19 protein-coding genes and 1 pseudogene are annotated in these 25,701 nt (G+C 29.7%); 7 read left to right on the plus strand and 13 right to left on the minus strand.

The features are described 5' to 3' along the window. Positions 1–306: 306 nt before the first annotated feature. Together NLG42_RS03045 and NLG42_RS03050 are read left to right on the plus strand one after the other, a co-directional pair. Entirely contained in the window at positions 307–1,518 is a 1,212-nt protein-coding gene (locus tag NLG42_RS03045) for a tyrosine-type recombinase/integrase (RefSeq protein WP_257682955.1), read from the plus strand. Between the two features lie 124 nt (positions 1,519–1,642). Next, positions 1,643–1,834 (plus strand): annotated as a pseudogene (locus tag NLG42_RS03050) (tyrosine-type recombinase/integrase); the annotation flags it as partial. A 109-nt stretch (positions 1,835–1,943) separates the two neighbouring features. Here the strand turns inward: NLG42_RS03050 and NLG42_RS03055 are convergent. From NLG42_RS03055 to NLG42_RS03065, 3 genes are read right to left on the minus strand one after another with little or no spacing between them, the layout of a single operon-like run. Beyond that, on the minus strand, positions 1,944–3,227 hold the full coding sequence (locus tag NLG42_RS03055) for an HlyD family secretion protein (protein ID WP_257682956.1): 1,284 nt from the start codon (positions 3,225–3,227) through the stop codon (positions 1,944–1,946). Beyond that, complete coding sequence (locus NLG42_RS03060; protein ID WP_257682957.1) at positions 3,220–5,391, minus strand: peptidase domain-containing ABC transporter; 2,172 nt, start codon at positions 5,389–5,391, stop codon at positions 3,220–3,222. Before NLG42_RS03060 ends, NLG42_RS03055 begins: the two co-directional genes overlap by 8 nt. After that, on the minus strand, positions 5,384–6,964 hold the full coding sequence (locus NLG42_RS03065; protein WP_257682958.1) for a nucleotidyltransferase domain-containing protein: 1,581 nt from the start codon (positions 6,962–6,964) through the stop codon (positions 5,384–5,386). Before NLG42_RS03065 ends, NLG42_RS03060 begins: the two co-directional genes overlap by 8 nt. A gap of 208 nt (positions 6,965–7,172) precedes the next feature. On the opposite strand from NLG42_RS03065, the gene NLG42_RS03070 reads away from it, so the two are divergent. The 4 genes from NLG42_RS03070 to NLG42_RS03085 all read left to right on the plus strand — a co-directional run bounded on the left by NLG42_RS03070 (position 7,173) and on the right by NLG42_RS03085 (position 10,403). Further along, entirely contained in the window at positions 7,173–7,910 is a 738-nt protein-coding gene (locus NLG42_RS03070; RefSeq protein ID WP_257682959.1) for a hypothetical protein, read from the plus strand. Positions 7,911–7,975: 65 nt separating this feature from the next. Further along, positions 7,976–8,383, plus strand: a complete 408-nt coding sequence (locus NLG42_RS03075; RefSeq protein ID WP_257682960.1) for a hypothetical protein — start codon at positions 7,976–7,978, stop codon at positions 8,381–8,383. Between the two features lie 138 nt (positions 8,384–8,521). Then, positions 8,522–9,949 carry a TolC family protein gene (locus NLG42_RS03080; RefSeq protein ID WP_257682961.1) on the plus strand — a complete coding sequence of 476 codons (1,428 nt, stop codon included), beginning with the start codon at positions 8,522–8,524 and terminating at the stop codon, positions 9,947–9,949. Then, positions 9,939–10,403: a GNAT family N-acetyltransferase gene (locus NLG42_RS03085; protein WP_257682962.1), complete on the plus strand. Its 465-nt coding sequence runs from the start codon at positions 9,939–9,941 to the stop codon at positions 10,401–10,403. The genes NLG42_RS03080 and NLG42_RS03085 overlap by 11 nt, the downstream gene beginning before the upstream one ends. Before the next feature lie 266 nt (positions 10,404–10,669). On the opposite strand, the gene NLG42_RS03090 is transcribed toward NLG42_RS03085, so the two are convergent. The 7 genes from NLG42_RS03090 to NLG42_RS03120 form a co-directional block, all read right to left on the minus strand. Then, positions 10,670–11,209 carry a hypothetical protein gene (locus NLG42_RS03090; protein WP_257682963.1) on the minus strand — a complete coding sequence of 180 codons (540 nt, stop codon included), beginning with the start codon at positions 11,207–11,209 and terminating at the stop codon, positions 10,670–10,672. A gap of 19 nt (positions 11,210–11,228) precedes the next feature. After that, a complete protein-coding gene (locus NLG42_RS03095) occupies positions 11,229–12,248 on the minus strand; it encodes a relaxase/mobilization nuclease domain-containing protein (protein ID WP_257682964.1) in 1,020 nt (339 codons plus the stop codon). Continuing rightward, positions 12,245–12,625, minus strand: a complete 381-nt coding sequence (locus NLG42_RS03100) for a plasmid mobilization protein (protein ID WP_257682965.1) — start codon at positions 12,623–12,625, stop codon at positions 12,245–12,247. Before NLG42_RS03100 ends, NLG42_RS03095 begins: the two co-directional genes overlap by 4 nt. Before the next feature lie 122 nt (positions 12,626–12,747). Continuing rightward, a complete protein-coding gene (locus tag NLG42_RS03105; RefSeq protein ID WP_257682966.1) occupies positions 12,748–13,680 on the minus strand; it encodes a toprim domain-containing protein in 933 nt (310 codons plus the stop codon). Between the two features lie 269 nt (positions 13,681–13,949). After that, the gene (locus tag NLG42_RS03110; RefSeq protein WP_257682967.1) at positions 13,950–15,182 is read right to left on the minus strand and encodes a primase-helicase family protein; all 1,233 of its coding nucleotides are present in this window, start codon (positions 15,180–15,182) and stop codon (positions 13,950–13,952) included. A gap of 94 nt (positions 15,183–15,276) precedes the next feature. Continuing rightward, complete coding sequence (locus tag NLG42_RS03115; RefSeq protein WP_257682968.1) at positions 15,277–15,612, minus strand: helix-turn-helix domain-containing protein; 336 nt, start codon at positions 15,610–15,612, stop codon at positions 15,277–15,279. A gap of 178 nt (positions 15,613–15,790) precedes the next feature. Then, positions 15,791–16,612: a hypothetical protein gene (locus NLG42_RS03120; protein ID WP_257682969.1), complete on the minus strand. Its 822-nt coding sequence runs from the start codon at positions 16,610–16,612 to the stop codon at positions 15,791–15,793. Between the two features lie 322 nt (positions 16,613–16,934). Here NLG42_RS03120 and NLG42_RS24400 point away from each other — a divergent pair, with 322 nt between their 5' ends. Next, positions 16,935–18,161 (plus strand): site-specific integrase, encoded by a 1,227-nt coding sequence (locus NLG42_RS24400; protein WP_307774299.1) that lies wholly within the window; start codon positions 16,935–16,937, stop codon positions 18,159–18,161. Between the two features lie 1,099 nt (positions 18,162–19,260). Here NLG42_RS24400 and NLG42_RS03135 read toward each other — a convergent pair. The 3 genes from NLG42_RS03135 to NLG42_RS03145 are packed head-to-tail and all read right to left on the minus strand — an operon-like array spanning position 19,261 to position 25,701. Further along, on the minus strand, positions 19,261–22,674 hold the full coding sequence (locus NLG42_RS03135; protein ID WP_257682970.1) for a KAP family NTPase: 3,414 nt from the start codon (positions 22,672–22,674) through the stop codon (positions 19,261–19,263). Between the two features lie 44 nt (positions 22,675–22,718). Beyond that, the gene (locus NLG42_RS03140; protein ID WP_257682971.1) at positions 22,719–24,437 is read right to left on the minus strand and encodes an ATP-binding protein; all 1,719 of its coding nucleotides are present in this window, start codon (positions 24,435–24,437) and stop codon (positions 22,719–22,721) included. After that, positions 24,418–25,701: an SIR2 family protein gene (locus tag NLG42_RS03145; RefSeq protein WP_257682972.1), complete on the minus strand. Its 1,284-nt coding sequence runs from the start codon at positions 25,699–25,701 to the stop codon at positions 24,418–24,420. The genes NLG42_RS03140 and NLG42_RS03145 overlap by 20 nt, the downstream gene beginning before the upstream one ends.

Here is a 25,701-nt window from a genome sequence, read left to right on the forward strand (position 1 = left end):
AAAAAAACAAATCTGTAATTATTAAATTTTTCGTCCCCTCATTCGTCCCCTAGAAATAAAAAAGCCTTACAAACGCAATGTTCATAAGGCTTTTTAAGTGTTAACTGTGGTCCCACCTGGGCTCGAACCAGGGACCACCTGATTATGAGTCAGGTATAGTATATTTTTATTATTACTTATAATAAATTATTATATCTGATAATCAGGTGTTTATATTTTTAAAAATAAAAAATAAATCATTATTTCTTATTTTAATTGTACATTTGCTCGTCAAATGTTCGTCAGTTTAAGTTATATTTTTCAATAATGGTATCATATAAATTCACATTAAAGGCAACAGGAAATGCACAAGGAGAGTATTTCATTAATCTTGTCTTAATAAAAGACAGGATTAATACTAGTTTATCAATCAAAAAAAAATGTAAATATGAAGATTGGTCGTTCGAAACAGAGCGTCTTAAAAAAACACACAATGAATACAAACAAATTAACAATCTGATTGAAAAATATTCAAGTCGGGTTAGCACTATTATTCATGAACTTGAGCTAGATGAAACTCCATTTACTTTACAGGATGTTGTAAACAAATTCAAAAAAAAATCAGGAAAACAGCAAGTCATTAGCTACACCGCTTTTCACGCAAGTTTAATAGATGAAATTAAAAATGCAGGAAAATTGTCAACTTATAACATTGAGAAAGACACCTTAAAATCCATCCAACGTTTTTTTAAAAGAAACGAAATTACATTTAAGGATTTATCTGTAGATGCAATTTATAAATATCAATCTTTCTTAAATGGGAACAATAACAGCCAAAGTACTATTGGAATAAGGATTCGTACTTTAAGAGCAGTTTTCAATAAAGCTATCAATCGTGAAATAGTTCCAGCCACCATATATCCCTTTACCAAATTCAAGGTATCAAAAATTAAAGAAAGCGGTAAAAAAGAATATCTATCAGAAGAAGAAATTGCATTATTGAAAAATACTGTTCTACTTAAAAAAAATGACATTTTTGCAAGAGATATGTTTTTGTTAAGCTTCTATGGAAGAGGAATTAATTTCATAGACCTAATACAACTAAAGAAAACTGATTTATATAAAGAAACAATTACATATAAAAGAAGCAAAACCGAAGTAATCGTAAATTTTAAAATAAACGATTTCTGGAAAGATAAAATTATAAATTACGCTTCATCGCCCGAGTCGTTTTATCTATTTAACATTATTCATAATAATCAGAACTCTGAAATCTATATAAAAAACAAAAAAGATAAATATCTCAAGATTTTTATAAACAAACCGCTTAAAAAAATTATTACGGATCTAGGCATTAAAAAGAAAATAACCTACTACTGTGCAAGGCATTCATTTGCAACCATTTTGAAATTTAATAACATTTCAGTAGATATTATCAAAGAAGCCTTAGGTCATAAAGACATTAAATCTACAATGTCTTATTTAAACACACTACCAAGCGACACTTTAGACAAAATGATTGAAGATATTATTATTTGATAGTAAATCCCACCTTAATCTAATCAATTAAAAAATTAAGACAATTATCCCTCGAAACGTAAAAAATACAAATATCCTTCACTCTGCTCTACAACATTTTTTTCCTTTTTAATGGCTTACTTAAACCTTTCATATCGCTCGCCATACTTTTGCGACAACCGTTACTCTGAGTAACGGCGTACCAATTGAGAGTTTATCCAAAATGCTCGGACATACAAGCATTAGGACTACTCAGATCTATGCTAAGGTGGTTGAAGAAAAACTCAGCGAGGATATGCGTAAACTGGAACAGCGAATGTCCACAATCGTGTCCTAATATCCATAAAACAATAAATTTCTTTTTTGAATTAGACCCCGTCACTGGGCAGAGATAGACAAATAATGCCACTCAAAAACAGTGGCATTAACATATGTTTGTTGGATATTTACTTTTTTTCAATGGAATTTTGAATATTACTAAAAATCCTTTGAAGTAAACTTCTCTTATTTCCATAATACTCTACACTTCCGGGCATATTATATGAAAAATCGATTTTTTTATTATGTGTTGTTTTTAAATTGGGGTCTATTTTAATGTCTATATAATAAATAGTATCATGATAAACTTTTGATTTATTGTAAATAATTCCTTTTAAGTCACCATACTCTTTAAAGGGAAAATCTCGGAGTTTGATATATACGGTATCATTTTTTCGCATTTTACCGTAACCATTTGCAGACATTACACCTCTGGCATATACATCTTCAACCTTAGGTAAAATTATAAACAAAGGCGCTTCCTTTTTAACGTATTGCGTTGAATTAAGAAAAGGCTGGTAATACTCAACCTTACCAGAAATTGGGGCTTTAACGGCGAAATTATATTCCCAATAATCTATAGCCGTTTTTAATTCAAAAAAGGTTTTTTTAACATTAAATAGTGCTGAAGCCAATAGCTTCTCTCGATCCTTTTTTAAAAATGAAATTTCATCACTTAGTTCTCCTGAGTTATGAGCTAATTCCTGATCATTTTTGGCAATGAGTATTTCTTTTTCTTTCAAATCAAGAATTGTTAATTTTGAATTATCCATTTTGTCTCTTACAATTGCTTCAGCATCAAACAATGAAAGATCCAGCTCATAAGATTTATTAACTATCTCAGATTTATCGGCAAATATTTTTTTAGCTTTTTGTAAAATTTTTTCCCGCTCTGCATTTCTATATATTTTCTTTTCAATATTAGTAATTTTTTGTTTTGCCAGATCAATTTTCAAAGTGTTATCACACTCTATTATTGCCAGTAAAAAATTATAGTAGAATTTTTCTATTTCTCCAAGTTTGAGTGTCTTATCAAATTTTATATTAAGCGAACTTTCAATTTCATTAATATCGATTCTTTTTAACTGCTTTTTTAACTTCATCAAATCATTATAATTTGTTGTACTATTTATTAACGCTAAAAGACTTCCTTTTTTTACAAAAGTATTGTCTTTGATTAATAGTACTATTTCTCCGCTGTTGGGAGAATAAATATTATTTGTTTGATTTTTTGAAACAATAAAAACTCGGCCAATAATTTTTTCAGGATACGTTATAACTGCACTAATAATTACACTTATTAAAATGAAAGAAATTATAAAATATATGACTTTTCTATAATCACTTACATTTGAAGGTAGTGCTATTTCTTTTAGTTCCTCAGATTGATATTTCTCTATATTATTATTCATGTATTTGAGATTTAAAAAGATTATAGAAAAAAGCTTTTTTTTCAAGTAGCTCAGTATAAGATCCGGCCTCTAACACTATTCCTCTGTCAATCATAACTATAAAGTCAGCACATTTGACTGTAGATAATTTATGCGAAACCAAAACAATTGTCTGATTTTTTAATCCATTGGTAAAAACATCTAAAATTTTATTTTCACTATAAGAATCTATAGCATTTGTCACTTCATCTAACAATAAAAATTTGGGACGCTTGTAAAAAGCCCTTGCGAGTAACAATCTTTGTTTTTGTCCTTGACTTAAGCCTTTTCCTCCTTCACTAAGTTTTGTATTTAACGCATCAGGTAGCATGTACAATTCTTCTTTTAGATTAGCCCATGGTAAAATTCTTTCAACTAATTCTGGATTGTATTCCTGCTCTTCCGACAAAACTATATTGTTCAAGATTGTATCATTATATAATGTGCTTTCTTGAAATACTGTCCCTGTTTTTTTTCGAAGAAAATCATTATCAAAAGATTTTAAATTATTTTTTCCAATAAATATATCACCTGAATATTCATCGTATACTTTGGATAATAATTTTAATATTGTACTTTTTCCCGATCCACTTAGCCCCACTATAGCGGTTATTTTATTTTCAGGAATTACAAATGATAAATTACTTAAAACTGACCTTGAAGCACCTTTATACCTAAAAGTTACATTTCTAAAAACAATATCGTTGTTAGTTGAGTCAAATGCTTCAATTAAAGATTTACTTTTGATTTGCTCTTCGGGCATGTTATTAATGTCATTTACTCTGATAAAGCTAATAAAAGCAGACTGTGCCATTTTTATAAAGGTCACTAATTCTGTAACAGGACCATTTAATTGACCAATTATAAATTGAATGGATATTAAAGTACCTAATGATAGATCACCTTGAATAACCAGGTAAGCCCCATAAAAAGTTAATCCAATATCTTTTATTCCGTTAATAAAATCGGCTCCAAGCTGTTGTAATCTATCTATATTTAGTAACTTAATTTCAATTTTATATAATGCACTTTGTATCTTTTCCCACTTCCATCTTTTTCTCAAAGAATAATTATTTAATTTGATATCTTCAAAATTTTTCAAAATTTCTATCCAAGAACTTTGATTTTCTCCCATTAACTGATAATATCTGAGATCCATTTTTTTTCTAACTTGGTAAAAAAACATTATCCAGAGAATATATATAATAGTAGCTGATAGAAAAATTAAAAATAGGTTACCGTCGAAAACAAAAAGAATTATGCCATAGATTACAATAATAAGAATTGACATAAAAACAGAAATTGCAGAGTTGGAAATGAATTGCTGTATTCTTTCTTGATCTTTTGATCTTTGCATAATATCCCCCATTAACATATTATCAATAAAATTTACAGGTAATGAAAAAACTTTAATTAAGTAATCTGTTACAATTGAAATTTTAATTCTGCTAGCAATATGCAATGAGATAGATGCTCTTATCCATTCTCCAATACTTTTAAACAATAACAAACAAATATTCGCAATTAGAACTATAGTTATAAAATTAAAATCCTGACCTTCAATACCTACGTCTATAATAGAGCGGGTAATAAAGGGAAGACTTGCATATATTAATGCAATCACAATCATTACAATTAAAAGCTGTGAAAGATTTTTTTTATAAGGACTCAAATGTCTTGACAAAAACTCGATACCGGCTAAATAATTAGCTCTGTTATTCTTCAATTCGTGAAATTTTTCAGAAACTTCTAAAACAATAACTTTTCCGGTTTTATTTCCATTTGTCCAATTGCTGTAAAACTCCTTTAAATCATATTCTAAAAGTCCTTTTGCTGGGTCTGAAATAAAAAACTTGCCTTTTTTTACTTTATATAATACAACATAATGATTACTTTTCCAATGAATAATGACCGGCTTATTAATTAGCTGTAAATCGTTTAAAGTAACATCATATGCCGATGATCTAAACCCGATATTCTCGGCAGTTTCACACAAATCATATACCGACAATCCTTTTGATGTAAGGCTTTTATAATAAGGGGTAATGTCAATGATTTTTTTATAATACTTGGCAATGATTTTTATACACGTTAAACCGCATGTAAATGAATTTTGTTGGGGGAAATAGGGAAAGGAATTAATCATTTGATTCTAGTTTGTTTACAACAAAGGGTATATATGAAATTAGACGATTGTCAATGAAAATTATAGAAAAAGTTTTAAACACTATCTCGCGGTATAAGCTCCATCGCTTTTTTTCAATTCCACTTAAATTAGGTGGAACTAAATAAGCCTTATATATTGGGATGTCCTTTACTTCACGAATCTGATTCACCTTTTCCAATAGTGTAATAATCTCTTTATTAATAATGCTCACAGACTGATAACTGCTTAATATTTGGTCTTTTTGATTGACGTATAAAGCTTCAAATTTTTTCAAGCTTTTATTCTTACTATTCAGTAAATCTTCTGTTTTAAAACTTAGCCCATCATCATACGTAAAGACAAACCAACAGTTAAAAAGATATTGCAGGAATGGCAAAAACAAATTGGGCTGGTTTGCGAACCATAAGCTTTTTATTTCCTTGAAAAAATGCAAAGCAAATTCAATTTGATACGACTCATTAAAAAATCGACCTTTTTCTTTTGATATGATATTTGAAATATTATAAAATAAAGGAGTTAGCTTATCGTATATTTTTTTAGTTGAAAATCTATATACTGGATCGTATTGAAATGGAAATAACAACCTTGAAATACTATGTTTATTAGCTGTAAAAAACTGAAGCTGGTCAATCAGAGAATCATTTATAAATTTTTTGTCAGTATCAATAACCATATATACATTCTGCTCAATTTTATTTTTACCGACAGATTTAGAGGAGAAAAAATAATAGTTGATTTTTTTATATTGTTTAATACTTTCTATAAATTCTCCTAAAATTTGAATAGTATAATTTATTTCTTCAATATTTGAGTTTGTTTCTATCTCTATAACTAAATAATCATCAGGAACTCTTGAAAGAGTGTGTGCTTTTGAATAATAAGGTAAAAGTCCTCCGTGCTGCTCTAAAAGATCTTTAGTTAAACTTATTAAGCTATCCTTCTTTTTATGTCCATAAATTTCAGATACAGCTACTGTTAGCTTTTGATAAAATTTTTCATCAAGAGCTTTGATTAATTTCATTCTATATTTCCCATCACTACACCAACTGCCATTTGCCTTAAGCTTAAATTGAGTAATCAAATCGAGGAGATTAATAATGGTATATAAAAATTCCTCAATTTCGTCTGCACCCATTATATCAAAAAGTAGCGAGGTGATTTTTACCCTTGCCATGTAATTCTCATAATCAGACAAAGGTTTTGCTCCTAGTAATTCCAACTCCCTTGTATGAGGAATCAACGATTTTAAGAAATTTGACTTATCAGAAAGGATATGACCTTTGGAGATCATATTGACGAAAGTGCCCTGTCCAGTTATGTAATCCACCCACAAGATCTCCTGCAGGTTTTGAACTGGAATTATTATAGTTTGCAGTTTTAATTTTTTGTACAGAACCATTTCATTGAAGACATTATTTCTATCTTTTGTAAAAATAATTACATCAATATCTGAGAATTCATTATTTGTACCTTCAACATGACTTCCAGTCACTAAACTTGCGTATTGGTTTGAATAATATTTAGAGAGAAAACCTAAGATCTCATCAATCATTTTTTGGTCAATTTTCATACAGGGATACCTACAAACAGGTTTTTTAAAATTATAGACTTTTTATCTTTGTTTATATACGTTTTTTTTTACATTTGTCAAAAAAAGTACAATAATACACATATTTTATTCAAATACGAAAGAAAAAAAAGGTGTTTTTCCTATAAAATTTTACTTAAAAATAACCTAATATTAATATAAATTTAAACTTATGAAAAACTTAAATTTTCCAGAAATTTCAAAGGATGTTCAACAAAGCATTTATGGCGCTTGGGGAGGTTCAAATTCACAAACTCAAGATTATGACTATTACGGCGGCGAACTTGATGAAGTAATAGTTGGAGGTGGAGGTTCTGGAAGTTCTGGCGGTTCTGGCGGTTCTGGCGGTGGATTTGATTGGGGTTCAGGTGGTGGATACGATAATGGCGGTGGTGATTATTATGGCGGCGGCAGCGGCGGCGGTGGAAGCTACGACGGAGATGACTCTAGTCATATAATCGCTGCGCACAGTTTACTTAACTACGCAGAAGGTGATGCAGATGCGAATGAAACTGATGAGGTAACAACTAAAATAAGAACAGCTATAAACGCGGTTGGATTAGCATCTGGATTTACAGGAACAGCTATAGATGGTATATCTGCAATTACAAAAGAAATTGGATTTACTGCAAAATCATTTGCGTCAGTTGGCAAGATTGGTATTGCAGGAGTAGCTATTGGAGGCGTTGAAGTTGTGATAGCAGCTACTGACGCTGTGAATGGAGATGATCCATGGGATGATGCAGATACACTTAATGCACTTTCGTTTGCGCTGGGTGTAGCAGCGATTGCTTTCCCTCCTTCAGCTATAGTTCTAGGAGGTATGTCGGTTATAGTAGGATTAGTGGGAACTGCATATTCTAATTCTTCCGCTACTGCGCCAGAGTACTCTTATGATTATGGTTATTAATATAACAGCTGTCATTAAGTACAGAAATTAACCCAAGATTATCCATATATATTATAGAGATTACCATGAAAACCAAATTGATTTTATTTTACGAGACACTTCTAAATAATTATTTCTACTATCAGAATAAAGACGAAGAAACATCTAAAAAATTTGCTTATTACAGTGTTAGAAATATTATAGGAATTGTTCTGTTTATGTTTCTGCTCATATTTTTTGTAACTATTTTGGCTGTATTTAAAATTAATCTACACTTAAAACATTATAGACCATTATTGTATTTACTGATGGCAGGTGTTATTATTGGCTATATTTTACTTACAAAAAAATATCTAAAGCCTATATTTGACGGCATCGAATTACAAAAAGAAAAACCGCTTAAAAATAATTACTCATTATATGTTGTAGGGATTGCTCTATTTGGTGGGGGGATGTTTGTAGCTGCAAGATTAATTACAATCTATTTCAGCTAGATTTATAATAAATTGGAGAAAAATAAAAAATTAGGGCTTTCAAGTTTTCTAAACTTGTAAGCCCTACTATTTGGTGCCAGTTTTCAGTTTTTCATTACCAATCACAACCAATTATCTATTACCATTTTTTTTGTAATTATGTTTAAAAAAGTTTTTTTTTGTTTTTTTTGTTCAGTTCTTAATAATATTTATTCTCAGGAAAATTATAATATAGACAGTTTTATCAGAAGGTCGGAAAAGTCACTATCTAATATTAGAAATGAAAAATATAAAGTTGTAAATGCTTTTGACCAAAAACTTTTTAATAAAAGTTTTTTACCCGATTTTTCACTGAATTTTTCTCTTCCTAGCTACAACAGATCTATTTCTGAGGTTATGCAGCCGGATGGAAGCTATGCTTTTAGAGAATCCAATTCCGCAAACTCGAAAGTTAATTTAGCTGTCTCGCAAAAAATACCACTAACTGGAGGAAAGATTTCTATTGTAAACTCTTTAAATCGCCTTGATTTGTTCGGGGATCAAAGATCAACAACTTATTCAGCATCATGGTTCGGCATAAACTTTACACAATCACTAACCTTTTTTAATGAAATGAAATGGGATAATAAGATTCAGGAGGCGAGATATAATTACAATAATTTACTGTATTTACGTAAGCAAATTGATATCAAGAAGACAACTATAAATCATTATTTCGAATTAGTAAAAATTAAAAATCAGGTCAATCTTATAAATGCCGAATCAATATCTGCTAATAAATACAAAAAGATCATAAGTAGTCTTATAGTGGCAGGAAAAAAGATGGCATATGATTCAATTGATGTTGAGTTAAAACTTTTAGATATTCAAAGAAACCAGTCCTTTTTATTAAAAAGTGAAGCATTCAAGGTAAAAGCAATAAATACTTTTTTTAATACTAACTTTTTAAATCAATCCGATCAATTATCTATTCCTAGATTAAATTTCGAAATTCAAAATGTAGATGTATATATCGAGCGGTATCTTGATATACATAAAATCATTGAAGCAAATAACTTGCGAAGTCTCGAGAAAAGTATGAAACAGCTTGAGAGTATTAAATACTACTCTGCAAATTTAGCTTTAGGTGTTGGTTTTAATAATTCTGCAGACCAATATCAAGATATTTTTCAAAATCCGAATCAGAGTCAAAATTTTTCAATCTCTTTAAGCCTTCCCTTAATGGATTTTGGAAAGAGAAAAACAGAATTTGAAATTAGTAAGACTAAATATGAGATAGAAATGCTAAATCTTGACCAGAATAAAATAGATAACATTGAGAGAATTAATCTTTTGAGGCAGGAAATTTTAGACTTGTACGATGCGTTAAATATAGAAAAAACAAGATCTGATCTTTTGAAACAAAAATTAAAACTAATGGAAAAATTACTTTATGCTCAGAAAATTCTCTATTCTGAATATTCTGACATTGAAAGATTAACTTACAACTCAAATATAGATATTATAAATTTAACCGAGCAAATTTATAATAAGGTATCGGAACTTGAAGAAATAACTTTACTTGAAATTATCAAAGATGAATATTAGATTAGCCCAGTCCCTAGATGTTAAATTTATACTGCCTTTGTTTAAAGAACTAGATGCAAAACATTACAGAAACAGCGTAGATGTTAAAAATAATATTAATGATGAAAGATATTTAGTTTTATTTGACAATTTTTTTAAGGAAAATAGTAATCTAATTATAACTGTCGCTGAACATAATGAAGAAATCATTGCTTTTGCATTAAGTAAAATAACGGTAGTAAAAAACAATTTTGTCTTTAGGGATTCTTTAATTGGAGAGATACTCTATCTTGCCGTTGATAAGAATTATAAACGGATGGGAGTTGCGACTCAAATTATGTCGGATATGGAAGACAGATTAAAAAGTAAAGGAGTGGACAGACTCGAAACCAGGGTCTTTAGTTTTAATGATGAAACCTTTCCTGAAAAAATTAACTATAAGCCAAAGTACACTGTTTACGAAAAATATATATAATAGCAACCAACTTTATTAAACTGTATTATAGTTAAATTCCGCGACAAGAAAAACACGCCTCGTCATGAACACTGTAGAATTTGATACCTAACATGCTCACTTTGCTTTGCTTTCCATAAAAAATGCCCCAAATAGTGTCTACCTTTTTGGGGCATGTTCAAATATGGCTTTATTTTTTAAGATACTTCATTACGCTTTAGAAGCAAAAAAGAGCAAAAGCTGCCAAACTGAACACATTTGTGCTTTCTAGTGCTACTATTTACTTTCTATTGAATTTCATACGCTTTTTTCATAAGTTTTTTAGTTTCTTTATCACTATTAATATACATATACTCCCAAGCTTTTCTTATCCTATCGTTTTGAATTTGTCTCATTTCAATTTCTTTGCTATTATCGCTATAATGTATGCCCCAGCTGTAAAGATTGTTTAAGGCTATCATTATAGCAAGCCATAAAAACCATCTTCCAAAAACAATTTTGTAAAACAGTTTTGCATCCTGTTCCGGAAATAACAAAATCTGAAATTTCCTAACGATACTTTTTGGTTGCCTGCCAATCATATATTTTATGTCTAGAAAACTTTTTTGAAGGATAAGCTCTATTGGTTTAATATCTAATGGTTCTGAAACATTTTTTTCTATTTTATGTTCGTTTTTAGACACATCGATTTTATTCTCTACGTTTTTAACTGCGGCAATAAGCGCCTGAATATGCTGATTGTTTGTTTTCTGTTCCTGTGTAAATTCCTCCAGTACTAATTGTAATGTTTCTTGTTCTATATGATTTTTGTTTGCATTTGTTTTCATATTACTATTTTTTAAAATATTATCTCCTTAATGATGGTCTCTTTTTTTTCTTTTGGAGTCTTCTCATTAATTCAGGATCAATATAATCCGGTTCATATTCAGAATTCATTAGCTGACCTGTAAACCCTAAAATCTCTTTAACAACTTCCTCTCCTGCCTTGCCTAAGTTATAATTTTGCTTTCCTTCATTTTGCTTTCCAGTATTGAAAGAATTAGATATTGACTGACTATCTCTGTCATGATTTTTTTCTTCACCAACATTTTTCCTGGCATACTGTTGTTTCTGCTGTAACATCTTTTCAATTTTCATCAATGAAAAACCAACTTCGCTTCCTTTTATTTTTACTTTTTTATCATCTATAAAAGAAATCCCCCTTCCTTTGAGAACTTTATATCCTAAATTTTGCATTTGTTTTTCAAATGCGAGATAAGAACTGGCAGACTTTAATGTCTGCTCGATATCTGCTTTAAGTTTTTCTTTTCTACTATCATGACGAGGCAATAACCTGTCTTTAGGAGACATAAATGCTCTTGGACTTAATACTTCTTGAAGACCGTATTTCTTTTCAAGCCGACGACAAAGTTCAGCCATCCGTTTATAGCTATTACTATCATTGGCAACCTTACCATTAAAACCTACTCGATTGGCTGCAATATGTATATGCTGCTCTTTGGTATCCTTATGTAGCACACAAATGTACTGGTTGTCTGCTATACCAAACTCCTTGGCACATTCTCTTCCAACTTCTCTTAATTGTTCTTTGGTCAATGTATCTTCTGGGGCTAAACGTAAAGTCAGATGCAACATTGGTTTTTCAACACGCCTGCTTAATTTCCTTACATCTTTAAACTGCTCTGTAAGCTCATACTTGTTCCCGAAGCAATTATTATATTCCAATACTTCTGCTCGGTCTTTATACTGCAAACGGTCTTGCATTGCAAGTGCAAGTTTTTTCTCTTCAGACAATTCTCTTTTATCTTCCAAACAGTAGCTAATACAATGATAAAAAGAGCTGCCTATACTTACACGACCTATCATGACATAAAGTTTTTAATTTGGACAGCAAGATCTTTAACCCGACCTGACTGTACTTTTAATTCTGCTCGTTCAAGCGGACTTAATTCATCGTTGGTATTTCTCCTTTTAGCGATTTGGTTCAGATTGGCTGCCATATGGTTGAGTACTCCTGTAAAACTTAGGATTTCTTTCGGAAACGCTTTATTTCTGTAATCAATCTTTGCCTTGAGTCCAATTTCACGAAGGTATTCGGAAACGGTAAGATTTACTTTTTTAGCTTTGGATTCAATGATTTTACGCTCGTAGAGTGTACATTTAATTGCCATCAGTTGGTCTCTCTTTATTGCCTTTTTTGGTCTGCCTCCTGTATTTTTTTTAGTTTCATTCTGCTTTTCCATAGTCTTTCATCATTTATTTTTTGAATGCGGATGCATGAAAAAAAATCTCTCAACGAATGCGTTAGCATGAGGGGAGCCAGCGTTTTGGTTTTACCAAAACATAGCTGGCTACCACCGGAACGTTATATAGATCGCCTAAAATGATGACCTCGTTTAACTTGCTGTTCCTGGTTTAACAATTCGTTTAAATCTTTCTTTTGCTCATATAAAAAACTTTGGTCAATATATTTTATCGAATCACTTTGCAGGGCTTCATTAGTACATTTTATGCCTCCTGTATCTCTGTCTAAATAGAGATCTACTCTCTCGTGTTTTTCCATTAATTGCATAGACTTCTTAAAAAAAGATAGAGAATTTAGTATCAGGAAATTTGTTTGTAGGTTAACCGATTTTTGATTCATCATTTTATAAGAGAGATAATCAAAGAAGCCTTCAAAAACAACAACTGATTTTGCTTGGTTATTTATGAAAGTGATATCTTTTGGTGAACTACTACCTTTAAAGTTTTCATTTCGGAGTTCGTATCCTCCTGAGATATTCTTGAAACCGATGGCGGTATGCTTGCGATTATTTAAACAAAAATCAACCTCTTTACAATGTTGCTTTGCGATCTCTTGCGTAATACTTCGTTTATCTAAATAAGCTATCAATAACTTATTTTCCAATATGCGTACATCAACAATGATAATTTTATCAAGGGGATTATCTTTCTTTTCATTTGCAATTCTTAGATTTAAAGACTGTTGATTGTCATTTTTAAGTGATAAACTTATACCGGAGGAAATGCTATTACCTTTTAAAAGTTGTAAAAATTCAGAAACAGTACATCTAAAATATTCAATCCCAAAATCAACTACATTTCCTCCCTTGCCTAATCCATGGTCATACCAACAATTTAATTTCTGATTCACTTTAAAAGAAGGTGTGTTTTCATTTCGAAATGGCGATAGATACCAATAATCCTGATTTTTTATTTTTGATGGCTCATGCCCTAATGTTTCCAGATAATTGACCAAATCAATTTGATTTGCAATTTTACAATTGAACTTTTCCATAATTGTTTTTTTAATAAATCTTCTATTTGATTTTGAACAAGCTGTTCATTTGCTAATGAAAAAGAAAGAACTGTAATTTTTCTTTTTTTGATGTTTTGATGCAAATACCGCGTAACCCATTGATTACATTAAGATTGAACTGCATCAATAGCTGCATCAGTGCATCACTTTATTTTTGTCCTGCATCAGTTTTGCATCAAAAAAGATTGTTTTTTAGTTTGATGCAAGCTTTGATGCAGACTTCTTCAGTTCAATTACAAGACTTTATACTAATTTTGCATCAAAGCATCAAATATTTTATAAAACAAAATCTTTTTAATGGTATAAAAGCGTCCTCTTCGATCTACTTTTACGTACTCACCATGCGACAATAATTCAATTCCACAATAAGACTTCGTATTATCTTCGGGTGTAAAACTCCATCGTTTGAGAATATTTCTTATTTCATTAGCAGAAATATTTATTCTGTTATTTTGCTTCCTTAGTAGAATAAAAATATCATTAGGAGCTAATTTCAACTCATCCTCTTCCATTTTCTCAAAACATTCATGAATCAATTCAAGAATAAGCATTTCTTCTTTATTTCGATTTACAAGCTTTAACAAGGAAGCGGTCATAATCTGTTCGGGTTTAAACCACATTCTTGTTTTTTGCTCGGAAAAATAATTTCTCATTTGCAGATACTTTAAGAAATACGGAATTTCTTTATTAAGTTTTTTAAGAAAAAATACATCTTCTGCATTTATAGTGCGAATTTTACGAATCCAAAAACGGATTTCTTCTTCGTCTATTTGAATAAAATTATCTTCATTATTAGAACAAAGAATAAATTTTGCAAAGAATTCAATTTCTTGTCTATCCTTTCCTTTTGCTTCTACTTTATCTTTGTCCGTCGTAGAAAGGTATTTTAAACGTTCTGTAATTTCTTTTTTATCAAAAAAGACTTCATCAATGGCTACAAGTAACATACTCGCCCAATCAGAATTAAACTGTGAACCAAATGAATCGCCTTTTATGTAAGTCATATTCATTCCAAAAATTGCCTTCAACCACTTTATAAAAGAGCTTTTTCCTGTCGATCGCTCCTTGCTAACTAAACAAAGAATTGGCAATGTTTGCGTAGGTTTTTCATATAAAAGTTTTATGTAGTCTAAACCTAATTGCATTTGGTCTCCAAAAATATGTTGAATAAATTGTAATGAATTCGGAATCAATTTTTCGAGTTCATGAATTGAAAAATCCTTATTGATTGGTTGACTTGGTAGTTCATGATAGGTATTGTAGAAATCATCTACAATTTGCTCATAACCAAAATGATTAGGAATACAGCAAAATCCATCTAGTTTGGATATATCGTTTAAAAACGATTTTCCGTGATCTGAAATGATTGTTTCCCGATTCCATCGAACCATTACTTTTACTTTATCGCCAGAAATTAAAGGTTTATCTATAATTTTGAAATAGGAAGTTCCTACTCTGATATAAGGAATATCTAAGTCCATAAGATTCAAATTATAATCCTTACAATCTTGTCATAAGAATTTGATTAAAAAACAAAGGTTTTTTTATGCGTTCATTTTGCAGAAGTTGAACGACTTATTTTTTCCACAAAGCGGCATTTATGTTCTCAAGATCTTCAGTAGTACTAATGACCTCTCCGTTTAAATAATCAAGAAGATCCGCTTTTCTAAAATAGATTTTCTTTTGACCTTTTTTCTTAGAATATCTAATCTTTCGTTGGTGGGTAAGCTGATAAATGTATTTAACTTCTATAGATAAAAACTCTGCAGCTTCTTCAGAGGAATAAACATCTTTATTATTTAAAGATAGTTTCATCAATGCCTTTTTAATAAACGCATCTTGTTTCTTTGCTAGTTCCAGTACCATCAATTCCAATCGATCAATTTTGGAAATAAAATCACTTGCATCCATGTTTCTAATTTTTAAATTATGAAACAAGTTTACGGAGGTTTGGCTATGTAAAAAATCGTGTAAAAACAATTTACATATTTAAAATAAATTATAATAATAGATTCTCAAACAGAACAAATCATTTTAGCTTATTTTATCTTTAAAAAACATATTTGAGTAATCAAATTTTACATAGCGATCAAGGCAATTTTTCAAATAATCGTGTAAAATCGTTAATGTGTAAAGTTTTATCTCCATCATTTATTGTAATATACTTATTCAAAAAATCAATAATTTTGGTGTTTGTTTTATCTTTACTCTGAGAATTCCAATTTTTTTGAATATTGAAAAGTGACGTCAATATCTCTATTATGTTCTGTTTTGAGTTTCTTTTATTATCTATTTTTATTAAAATGGATCCTTCTTTTATTTCCATTCCATTGCAGAACTTATAAAGATTTTCAATTGAAGAATTATCCCGAAAAATATTAGTACACTTCTCTATTACTAGATCAAACTCTCTTCGATGAATCTGTTTGATAATATCTCCATAGGTTAGATTTACTGCGTCTTTAAAATTCACACCATTCTGATTTATTGATTCAATTACATTACTTTCTTCAAAAATCACTTCTCTTTGCTTAAATATTTCCTTGGGATTTTCAAACCAATCTTGTACTATTTTAAAAATACTTCTTGGAGTTTTTACCTCAAACATATAGAACAATACAAATTGAGTAAAAACTAGTAAAAAGAGATTCAATATGATTTTGTAAGTATCTGAAATACTCAAAACTTCTTTTCCGAGAAAGGTTCCTATGAAAAATGATAAAAAACAGAGCAGTAATAAAATCAATAACCTGTTTTTGCTTATTCCAGCATAATAACTAAATTTCTCTTCAAAATATAGATTTACAAATAAAGGTTTAACTATGAAAAACAATCTAAAAAGAAGATATATAGGAACAATAATTTTGGCAAAAATTAGGATAAATGACAAGATGTAGATATAAATAGTCATATTACAATCAGTTAATTCCCATAAAAGTAAACAAAACTAATTGATTATAAAAAACATTTTGCTCGTCAAATGTTCGTCAGAAAAAATAAAAAAGCCTCTGCATTTCTGCAAAGGCTTGATTTCATTAGTGGTCCCACCTGGGCTCGAACCAGGGACCACCTGATTATGAGATAGACTATTAACATTTGCATTTAATTGCATTTAGCTTCAAAACCATTGTTTTACAGCTGTTTATCATTTTTAAAAAATATTTTTGTTTCATCCAGTTTCACAATATGTATGCATTTGTTGTACGTATGTTGAACTTATAAAAATATTAAAAATGAAAGCTAGTGTAAAAATCATCTTAAAAAAGACAATGCTTAGTGACGGTACGTTTCCAGTTAATTTAAGAATAACTATTAACAGAAAGTCTAAATTCTACAAAACACCTTATAATGTATTACCAAAATTTTGGAATGACAACGCAAACGAATTTACATCTAAATTCCCGAATTATTTACAGTGTAACCGAATATTAAATTCGATAAAACAAGATGCTTCTAAAATATTAGATATAATCATTGAGGAAGGACATGACTTTTCTCTAGAATCATTTGACGCTTTATTTAGACCTGAAGAGGTTAAAAAACTAAGTTTTATTGCTTATTTTGAAGAAAGAAAACTCCAATTAAAAGAATCTGGAAAAATAAGTTCAAGCAGTTCCTATCGTGACACCATTTCTGCTCTTACGAGATTTAGACCAACTATTACAACTTACGATTTCACAAGAATCAACTACGATTTTCTAATAGCTTTTGAATCTTATTTACGAGCTCATGGCTGTAACGATGGTGGTATTGGCGTATACATGCGAAATATTAGAGCTATATACAACTCAGCGATAAAATCTAAAATTATTTCTAGCGAATTTTACCCTTTTAAAGATTATGTGATTTCGAAATTAAAATCTAGCAAAGTAAAAAAAGCTTTAACTAAGCAAGATTTACAACTATTACTAGACTATAACATATCTGAAAACAAAGAAGGAGTAAAAGCTTTATATGCTTACTTATTTAGCTTTTACTGTCGAGGCATGAATTTCACTGATTTGGCTGAGTTAAAATGGGAAGAAGTTGATTTAAGCAGCTTCTCATACGTTAGAAATAAAACCGGAATAAAACTAAATGTAAAGATCCCAGACAACACCTATATGAGAACCATCCTGAACTATTTTAAAGTTTATCGCCCATTTGATACCGATTATATTTTCCCAATTTTAGAAAAAGATGAAAAACTCTATACAAAAGAAAAATTAAGAGATCGAAAAAAAAGTGTTTTAAATTATTATGGAAAACTACTCAACACTATTGCACTTCAATGTGGAATCAAAAACAAAGTAACTTTTTACACTGCCAGACATACTTTTGCAACCTTATCTTTAAAAAAAGGCATCAATACCGTCATGATTAAACAAGCACTAGGACATCAATCTATTAAAACTACCGAAACTTATCTAGAAGATTTCAATACAACAGAGCTAGATTTTGCCTTTGAGAACTTAATCTAAAATTATTGGAACTTTATAATACAAAAACTTCATCTTTTACGAATGTAATTATAGTTTCTGATAAACTTACTTTTTTATAATCAGAAGGATTATCAATTCACGGTTTTTTTCTTTATAATTTTCACAAAGAAAAAAAGAAAAAAGAAAGTCCTCGCATCAGTGGAGATTTCAAAATAAGTCAAGCTTTTTTTGAAAAAATACTACCTAAATAGCTTTTAAAAATCGGAAGTGTCATTGCATAATCGGTTATTGTTATGGAAATTAAAGGGTGGAGATTTTTTCAAAAACCCGTAGGGCTTGAACTTTACTTTTTGAAACCGGAACTTAGCTTTACTTTCTTTTTTTTATTTTTTTCTGAAGTCGGACGTTCTCGTTTTCCTCTTTTTGGGAGCGTTTTTATGGAATCGGCAATCAAACACCCCCAAGCACCGGAGGGAAAAGAATGGAGTTTACGGAATTCTTTTTCCCGAGGAGCGCCGTGGCGGTGTTGCGGCAATCGAACAGCCACGCTAGACCGGGAACGGAACGTAGTCCCGTCTCGTTTTTAGGACGAGACGGGACGAAGTGGAGAGAAGGGCTAGCAGCGTGTAACGGCGGGGAAAAAATAAAGAGCTGCCTTTAGGCTAACCTTGATTTAGGGCAAAGTGAGGTTTTTCATCGAACGGAGCCAACCCCGATGACTGAGCGAAGGAGCAACCGCCGAAAAATAAGGGGCGGCAGACGCAAATATGGCTGAATGCAGTGGAGCGTAGCTTGCGGAGCGTAACGAAATGAAGCGGTATTGTGGATGCAGTAGCCCCGACGAACAAAGGGTAGAGCGCGTGTGAAGATGAGGAGCAAGCAGCGCAATAAAAAACAGCTGCTGTTTTTCAAGCTGCTGTTTTTATTGTGGCTACGCCGTGTCTGTGGAACGGAGGGAGGCACAACCGACTGGAACAGCCGAACGGAACAAAGCAAACGACCGTAGAGAGACCGATTGATTGCCCGTACTATTTGGAACGTAAATGTTCTTTTGGGAATACTGTATTCTTTTTAAATCTTAGTAATACTTGCACTAATGATGATTTTTGTGCAGGTTAATGAGGTAAAATAATGAATACTATACTGGTTTGTCTTTCACAGTCTTTAAACTAATAGAAAATCTTTTAGCTATAATTGATGAGATTCTAATCAATTCTTCGGAATTATCTTCTGCGTTTAATCTTAAGACATTATCCATAATTAGTTTTTTAAAACCTATATCAAATTTTATTTTTTTCTCATCATCGATTTTAAATAACTTTTCTATGAATTTTAATTTTTCAAGGTTTGTTGAATTTTGTAATGCTTCTTGGATATATAGAGCGAATGAATCTTTATCCCTATTAATTAAATCGGCTAAGAAATTCTTATTTATAAACTCTTGGTTTAATTCAAAAAAATCTTCTTTTATGTTTTCTTTTTCTCTAAATAATAAATCTGTAATTCTCATGCAGAAATTATCATAATGAATATCATCTAAAAGTTTGATGATTTTAGACCAATTATCTTTATGCCAATCATCAAGGATATATACTTGGTTGTTTATTAAAAATGAACCATAAACAAATTGATATAAAGCATTATTTAGTTTGTCTAAAGAAAATAGATCATTATTTTCTTTTACAATTAATAAAATATTAAACAAATAATCATTGTTATTCAATGATGTTATTAACTGTTCTAAATCAAGTTTTTTTAATTCATTTTCAACTTTTTTATAAATTTCCGGTGATTTATTATCGTATATAATTTCATAAATGATTCGATTATTTAAAGCTAATTTTAAATCATCAATTGCTAAAAAAATATTTTCTAAATTTGAACATTTCAAGAATTTAGTAACAAGACCTGAAATTTCATACTCCTCTTTTTTAATACCATCAATATCAATTAGAACATCAAAAGGATTTTCTATATTGAATGCTTCATCATCATTATTAGAAACCATAAGATCTATTATGTCACAACACAGGATATTATTACTATCTGTACATAGTTTCCAAACAATGTTCAATAAATTATTCGTTTTCAAAATTTCATAAGTACAATGAGCGTAATCGCTATTTGGTTTTGTCCAATAATTATATAATTCATTGATAAAACTATTTGCGTAGCTATTTGTTAGAGGCGTTTCAGTTGAAATTAGAAGATTTTTTTCTTTGTAATATACCGAGCATATTGTGGCAATTATATTTATTGCTTTTTCATCTTCGGACTTTGTAAAATGGCAAACAGAATAAAATTGTGGTAATTTCAAGAAATCCGAGTAATCATAATTACTGTAATTATAAAAGAAGTTTTCAAATAATTTAATTGATTTAAAAACAAAAATATTTCCACTTTGATTACCATTATTCCAAGAAAAATGATTTTTCAAATTTAATAGTATGGGCTCAAGATTTAAAGACTTGTGGTAGATATAACTATTAAGTAATGGATAGATAGAATCAGGGATAGGTGTTCCTGGATTAATTAAATTAGCTGTTTTAATAAAGTTTTCTTCAGACGGATGTAAAAAAACTGAAATTTTTGAAAAAGATGGATGATTACCAATAAGTTCCCAACTATCAAATGAAATATTTAATGTTTTAACTTTAAAATTAATTTCAGTTTTTTGAAAAACATAGTTTAAAGTATCAATAAAAAAGGTATTCCCATTGTTTTTAAAATCTTCTGAACCTCTATTGTTGATTTCTTGATATTCATACACATTAATAAAAAAATACCAAAGCCGTTTTATGTCTTCATTTCTAGAAAACTTTTTGAGTAAATCTGTTGCGTTTTTAATATTTAAAACAAAATATTCATCAAAGTGATAGCTGAATATCTTTTCATTAGTTAAATATCTACTCAGAGATGGAATGAAATTATTATTAATATCCGCATCATAGCTATCAAAACATTTATTTATTGGCATACAATATTTTAAATAGTCAATTAAATTATCAGTAGTTGTTATTTTATTTTTAAAAATATACCAAAATACAGAATTGTAATTTGTTATTAAATCTTTTAATAATTCTGGCTTATCATCATTTAAAGCTTCTAAAATTTTTGGAGTTAATAAAATTTGCGTCCCTTTTTCTTTTGTTACACCATAAATTATAGCTGCCAGCTCTTCAATTATATTGTCATCTATAAGATTTATTTCTTCTTTTAGGATTTTTGTTTTATCAATTAAATAATTTGCTATTTCATCATTTGAATTACCCTGTAAATATCTTTTATAAACATAAAGAGCTATGCTCTTTGTTGAAATTTGTTCTGGAATATGATTTCTTAAAAAACCTATTTGATTTAAATAAGTTTTTATTTCTCTTGGCTTAGGATTGTCTAAAATATCCTTTCTTGTTTTTTCAATCACTTCAACAATAACATCTTTATCTGTTTTTTCCCAAACGGTAAAGCTTTTGTTAACCATTTTTTGGATAAAATCTAACCAATTTGAAATGATTGGTTTTGGGACATCGATTCTAACCTGAAAACTTTTATCAAAAAATGAGCTTGCAAATTTATTATCAATACTCCTTGAACCATCTTGATTTTCAGTATAATTTTCCCAAATTTTCATTAAACTTTGTTCATCGTAAGGAATAATTGTAAAAACGTTTCTAAAAATATTGTAATCCTTTGAAGTAGGGTTTTTGTGTTGAATAAAAGTTTGTAATGTTGACCAAATTCTAAGAGAAACATTTGCGTCAACTCTATCAAGATTATCTAAAACAATAACTATTTTTCTCTTTTTTTGAGTATTGTATATTTCTAGAATTTCTTTAAAATATTTTTCAAATTCAATTGAGCTTCTTTCATCATCTCCAATTACATCTTCTGTAATTGTTTCGTCTGAATTATTTTGTAAAAAAGACCAATTATTTAAATCAGTAGCTTTTTCATTCTTACATAATAAACTTATCCAGTTTCCTAATAAAACGAAAAAAGGAAGGCTTGCCAAAATTGCACCAACCACAAAAGCCCAATTTATTGGATATTTTGATTCTGAAGTTAAATTGTCATAATTAATTGATGATAAAATAGCAACTCCAATTGTAAAAAATAGTGTGGCTATTGTTAATATTAAACCCAGTGATGTTGTGCTTCTAGTTATTTTAATATGTTTAGTTTTCTTCTCTCTTGAAATAGTCTTTCTTTTATCTTCAAGTTCACTTATAACGACTTCATCTTTTTCATTTTCTTTAAAAGAATTTATCAGACTTTCTAAAAATATTCTTCTTAAAGGATCTCCTTCATGAGCCCATGCATCAAAATAAAAAAAAGAGAATATATCTTTATTTTCTTTGTCATTTTTGAGAAGGTTTATAATTGTTGACTTACCCGAACCCCACGGACCTGATAAGCCAATCGTTATACCCTCATCCTCATTTTTAATTAAATTCAATAATGAACACTTAATATTTTCATGAGTTTGCTCTTCATAAAAATCTGTAACTTCAACTTCTTCTTTTAGAATTTTGTAACTGTATTTAGTGTTCATTTATAAAGTATTAAATTTGATAATCCTTTTTGAAAGTCATTTTTTTAGGAAACAAATATCTTGTTTAAACTAGGAGTTTTGGAGTTTGGCTCATTCTTAGGTAAGTCAAACTTCATAATAATAGGCATAGGAAAATCTACACCTGTTAATATGGCTTCTCCCTCTCCTAAAATTGGTAAAAACTCTAATGTGTTTTTATTAGCAGAACTACAAGCACTGCTAATAGCTTCTTTATCATTATGATTGATAAGTCTATGAACAATAAAAGTTCCCATTTGACTTAAAGTTCCTTGAGGAATATCTCTAGGCATCTGAGTAGCAATACACATGAAAAGTCCGTGTTTCCTACATTCTTTAGCTATAGAATCAAAAGCATCTAAAGGTTTAGTGTCAAAGTATTCATCTTTAATTGACTTGTTTAAGAATTGATGTGCTTCATCAATGAAAACAACAATGGGACAGTTTTTAAAAGAACCATTTCTTGCTTTAGTCAATAAGAATTTACCAATAGCGTTTACAAAAGTTTCTCTAACTTGAAAATCGTATTTTACATTTTCTAAATTCAAACGCAACAGATTATCAGTTGTATTATCTTCAGAAGTGAATGCATTAATTACATCTGTTACATCATTTTCAGTTCTTTCTTGTTGAAAACCAAATATTTGATTAAGTTCCGGTGTATTTGCTAGATTTGAAACTCTTGAAATTAGACTTACACAATAAGATACGTCATTAGGTGCAGTACCTCCCCAAGAAGTTCCATTATCATAAATACATTCTTCACTTAATTGTCGATGTAATTTCATAAAATCAAAATCAGCTAACCCATTTTCAATAACTGAAATATTATTATAGTAAAATGCATCATAAGGTTTTTTTGGTCTGCTATTTTTTTTCAATAACCCATCTTCAATTGGTATTGTTTCACCCTTATGTTCAAGTTGTGTACTTCCTGCTATCTTCACAATTTTTAAAGATCTAATAGCTTCCATCAATTTAGGCATTTGAGTTCTAGGCGATGGTTTTAATAAGAAAAAAATATCATCAATAGACAGTTGAGAATAATGTAAAATATTTTCTCCAGTACCAATTTCAATAGTTTTCGTGTTTTTATACTCACCTCTGTACTCACCTGTAGCATCAATCAATATTGCCTTATTTCCAGTTTCAATTAAAGATTCAACTAATTTACTTACTGTATAACTTTTTCCTCCTCCAGTTGTTCCTACAACGGCACAATGGCGACCAAATATTGATTGTAAATTAACCTTAACTTCAGTTGAAGTACTAGTAACTAAATGTCCTAATTTGATAGGATCAATAACATCTCCCTCTTTCACTCCAAATCGTGACATATATTGTTGAACTAATTCACCTGAACTAACAAACACTTTAGCTCCGATATTAGGATATGAAGTTAAACCTTTTTTTACTTTTAAAGGTTCATATAAGTCAAATGATAGCAGGATTTCAATTTTTCCAGTGGGATGAAAATCACTAGTTTGAAACGCTTTTTCATTTAGAGAAAGTCTTTCTGATTCAGGAAGTGAAAGTTCTGTTATTCTACCTAAGAATCCATTTTTATCTCCTTCTATGATAACAAAACTACCTACTAAACCACCATTAAACTCTTCTCCAAAATGAGTAAATCCATTTAATAAAACCGAAGAAGGAAAATGAACTTTTACAAATTGAGGAAACACTTGATTTATGTAACCAAGAAAATACTCATGTTTAAATGGGTTAATCTTTAGATTGTTCATTTTTCAAGTTTATTGGGTGGAAATCATCATTTTCATAAGTTCTAATTTCTGGAAAATAATCTGCAAAATCAGAAAATGTCTCAGAGACTAATAATATTCGCTCTGTTTGGACTGCTAATTTTTTTATTTCTTTCAATGATGATGCTACATTGTCATTATCAAATCCAGGATCTATAATTGCTAAACGAAAACTAGGGTTTTGATTTAAAGCTTCTTCAATTGCTGAATTGATATGTTTGTCATTAAAACTATAGCCAATACATAGAAGCAATGTGTCATTATTAATTCTCAAGTTACGCTGGAAACGTGCCATCATTTCAAAGAAAGGTTGGTCATATGAATCTTCATATTTTGCCTCTCTTGGATAGACCATTAATGGTTCTTCTGTGTTTTCTTTTATTATAGTCTTCTCTCCATTTCTTTCCCAGTTTATAGAACCATGTAATTTGTGTAAATGAAAAACTCTTTGAATAAAGTTATCCTCTTCTTGTACTTTACTATTTTCTCGTTGTACGATATCATAGTCAAAGTATCGACCGCTGAAAGTTCTAGGAAAAGTAAATGAAAATCCATCAATCATTATTGCGTTTATTTTTTCAGAAGCATATTCAAAAAGCAAATCATAATTTAAAGTAAAAACTTTAATTCTTGGACTTGTTACTTTTCTCTGTAATAATTTTTCTAAAAGAACTTTATGAGGAAATTTTGTTGCATCTTCAGGACACGCTATTGAACAATTGGTTTTTATAATTTCAAATAGATCTTTTCTTATTTGGGATAATTTGATTTCTTTTTTATCTAGTACAATTTCTAAATCATCATTGAAATGAATAGTTCCTTCAATTCTAGAAAGTAAGGTTTCTAAATTTATATCCTTATAATCGTGCTTTACACTATTACAAATTATTTCAAACCCATTTTCTTCAATATCACCATCAAATAAATCTAGGATTTTATATTTCTCGTCTACAATGTCCCATAAATCTTGCATTGAAGGACCTTTAACATCCATTGATGCGCCAGCTCCGGTTAGAATTAAAAGATTTTTGAATGGTTTTCTAAAAAAAGAGATATAGTTTTCTCTTTTTAATTGGATAGCATCATTCACATTAGGTTTTACAGGATTTCCGTCAGCATCTTTTTTATTAAAAGGTTTTAAATCTTGTATGCTTTGAAGCTTTATTCCATCATATACAGGATTTTTTACTTCAATTGTTTTGAATTTACCATTGATTAATAAATATTTCCACTCTTCTTTTTCCAT

Origin of the sequence: Flavobacterium plurextorum, assembly GCF_024638035.1 — a bacterium.
In the GTDB taxonomy this organism is placed as follows: Bacteria; Bacteroidota; Bacteroidia; order Flavobacteriales; family Flavobacteriaceae; genus Flavobacterium; species Flavobacterium plurextorum.